3 protein-coding genes are annotated in these 2,972 nt (G+C 41.6%); 2 read left to right on the top strand and 1 reads right to left on the bottom strand.

Annotated elements, in window-relative coordinates:
* Positions 1 to 761: 761 nt before the first annotated feature.
* Positions 762 to 932, top strand: coding sequence for a UPF0175 family protein (locus LUQ50_RS15985; protein WP_367278992.1), 171 nt, complete (start codon positions 762 to 764; stop codon positions 930 to 932).
* A gap of 89 nt (positions 933 to 1,021) precedes the next feature.
* On the top strand, positions 1,022 to 1,624 hold the full coding sequence (locus LUQ50_RS10905) for a hypothetical protein (RefSeq protein WP_300039864.1): 603 nt from the start codon (positions 1,022 to 1,024) through the stop codon (positions 1,622 to 1,624).
* Positions 1,625 to 1,687: 63 nt separating this feature from the next.
* Here LUQ50_RS10905 and LUQ50_RS10900 read toward each other — a convergent pair whose 3' ends face one another.
* Complete coding sequence (locus LUQ50_RS10900; RefSeq protein WP_300039863.1) at positions 1,688 to 2,311, bottom strand: tetratricopeptide repeat protein; 624 nt, start codon at positions 2,309 to 2,311, stop codon at positions 1,688 to 1,690.
* Between the last annotated feature and the right edge of the window lie 661 nt (positions 2,312 to 2,972).

Here is a 2,972-nt window from a genome sequence, read left to right as displayed (position 1 = left end):
CTGATTCATGAGATTTTGTCAATTACCGGAATGAGCATCCGGGAGACCGGAAAAGCAGGGAAGGGAGCAACATTTGAGATTTTTATTCCGAATGGAACATATCGTAATTTCTAATTTTCGAGACCGAGAAAATGGCCTCTAAAAGTGAGGTTTAGTAACTGACTAGATTCTGAACCACTTCATTTCTGAATTCAGGTCAATAGTAACCCGGTTTACCGATAGCATAACCTGGCTGACCTCCTAGATCGATGCCGAAGTTTCATGGTGATCTTCTCGGTATCAGATGCATGTACCGCGGTTTGATGGAACATCACAACCACTTCGTGGCCGATGGTGGTAACCTCTTCAACAGTTATAGCCTTTTTTCTGAACCGGCAGTGACATCTGTTACCTTATGGGAGATCTCTTGACTCAACGTTCTCATTGATTACAGCAAGAGTCCGTGAGAATGTATTAATACCAGAGCTTACCTACAGGAGGATTGTGCATAACCCCAACCTGGCGAAGTTGTTAATATATGCTGCTTATATACTCAAATTAAAATGGGAGGGTTAATCGCTATCCTCGATAGTGGTCTGGGTTGTAACTGATGATGCATGAACCTATTCACAGATACGAACCGTACTACCTCTATACTATCCGGGAAGACCTGGACTCGGGGATATACTCATGACAGATAATATCATACTAACTCTACCATCGTCTTTTGTCAAGGAGATGATACTTCCACCTGATACCATCAGGGAAGAACTACCAATGAACTGGCACTCAGCCTGTATCAACGGGGTAACATCACCTCAGCCCAAGTATGCCGGTTATCAGGTCTTGACCGGTACCAATGTGAAGAACTTCTCTGGAAACAACAAATATCCGCCCATTACACCAAAGATGACCTGGACCAGGATATCAGATATGCAACTGGTAATCCCTGATTCATTAAATTTGTTTAATTTATTAATACTATATATTAATAGAGCCATCCTTTGAAAATATTATATGACAGAGTGACCTAAACAGACGTATGTCTCGTACTCGGACAGGGTTTTTCCTCCTCTTTACCTGGCTCTTGATCATCACTCTTATTCATGTTTCTACCGCAAGTCCTCAAACCGGGCTGAAAACCGGAACGCTTCTCTATGGAGCAATCCCAAACGAAGGAGCCTCCTCAATCGTGTTGGATAATAACAATAATAAAGATGATGCCATTGTTGTTCTCACGAATCCGGGAAGTTCCAGTCCTCTTTGTGCACTCTATGTCAGAAAAGGAACCTCTTATACACTTCCTGGACTGACATCAGGAGAATATAATATCTACGTAGAATTAGGAACTGATTATGATGAATCCTCAAAATCTTTTTCTAACCCTGAATATTATATGCTTGCCGGTTCCTCTGGAAAAGATCCCAGAATCTATCGGGTTGCATCTTCGGTAAGTCAGACTGGGACTATTTACGGATGTGCAACAGAAGATTGTACCCCGGAAGAGATTATTTCTGCAGTAAGAGATGATCGAATCATCGTAAAAAAACAAACGATTCCTGGAGGAATGAAGGTTTATCTCCGGCAAATTAAAATGGGAAAATTGAATGCAGATAAAATAGGAAAATCTCAATTCCCAACCTGACAGGGGAATCTCTCTCAAAAACCAAGAATTTTCCAGATTGTAGTTTCATACATGGACACCAGTTCATGACCTCTGGTATGAGTTAAATTTCATCCTTGCCGTCGCTTTCCCCTGCTGTGCAAGATTGTTATTAGGTTCCATCTTCAACGCGAGATTATAAGAATCGATTGCTTCCTGATATAATCCATTAAGCACTAATGAGTCACCTTTCGCAATCCGATATTCTACTGATCCCGGTTTAATTTTTATTGCACGATCATATGCATCGAGTGCTTCATCATATCTGCCCAGAAATTCTAATGATTTTCCTTTTCCCCACCATGCCTGGGCATACGTGGGATCAATAACCAGAGCCTTCGTAAATATTCTGAGGGCTTCCTCGTAATGACCCTGGAAATTCAGCGTTATTCCTTTTCCTGTCATTGGCACTACATACTGAGGACTCATCTCAATTGCCTGATCAAATGCATATCTGGCTTCCTGATACTGGCCCTGGCCTAATAACTCATTTCCTTTATCGCTCCAATTACCTGCTGAATCCTCTGTAATTACATAATAATCGTCGATAGTGTCAGCAGCAACAATACATCCCGAAATAAACAGAGCTGAAATAAACGTAAGAAGAACAACAATATTCCATCGCTTCATGACACCTTCCCGAATCTCCCGCGTATTGGAAATGATCATCTGACCGCTCCCTCATACCGATCACATCAGATACTATATATCAATCACTCATGCAACTGGTTGCAACAGTTTTTCCTGCCGGTTTCTGGAAGGTATGTCCGGATTTGAAGATATTCCCGAATCCTGATATTAAGATTCACACCAGATGCAACATTCTGCTATGTCAGGAAATAGCGTATCTCTTCACCTCACGTTTAATACTACAAAATCGGTTAGAATATTCACTGAAACGGGTATCAATCAGATTATGTAAGTTTTTTACCTGATCCTTATCTGCTGTTTCATACAACATTGGTATGTAACAGGGAGTCTTGCAGAGCCCTTCATACCAAAACCAGATGGTGATGAGACCCTGCAGTTCTGACCAGATCCGATACTCTGCATCAACGTGCGTTCACGGTGTTCTCCTACATCAAACCCATGGATCTGGTCAGTATGTATCCGGTTGATCTCCGGAGATTCCTTTTCGAGGTGATAAAAAAAGTAACTATGCAAATTCGAACTCATGGCTGCAATAAGCAGCCATATTCTCCTACATAACACGCAACGCCCTTCTTCTCTGAATTGAATGCTCCGTAATTAATTTTCGCTATTTGGTACCCTATCTATCATACCAGAACCCAGGACTCCTATCCTTAACCTATGAGCCTTAATCCTTCTG

It is taken from the genome of Methanospirillum sp. (assembly GCF_028679455.1).
Lineage (GTDB): Archaea > Halobacteriota > Methanomicrobia > Methanomicrobiales > Methanospirillaceae > Methanospirillum.
Note: the sequence above shows the minus strand (reverse complement) of the source record. Positions and strands in the feature narration are given on the sequence as shown.

What these genes read in the sequence shown, in the direction of transcription:
- LUQ50_RS10905 (WP_300039864.1), top strand. Translation starts at nt 1,022, where the DNA reads ATGTCTCGTACTCGGACAGGGTTTTTCCTCCTCTTTACCTGGCTCTTG.
- LUQ50_RS10900 (WP_300039863.1), bottom strand. Translation starts at nt 2,311, where the DNA reads ATGATCATTTCCAATACGCGGGAGATTCGGGAAGGTGTCATGAAGCGA.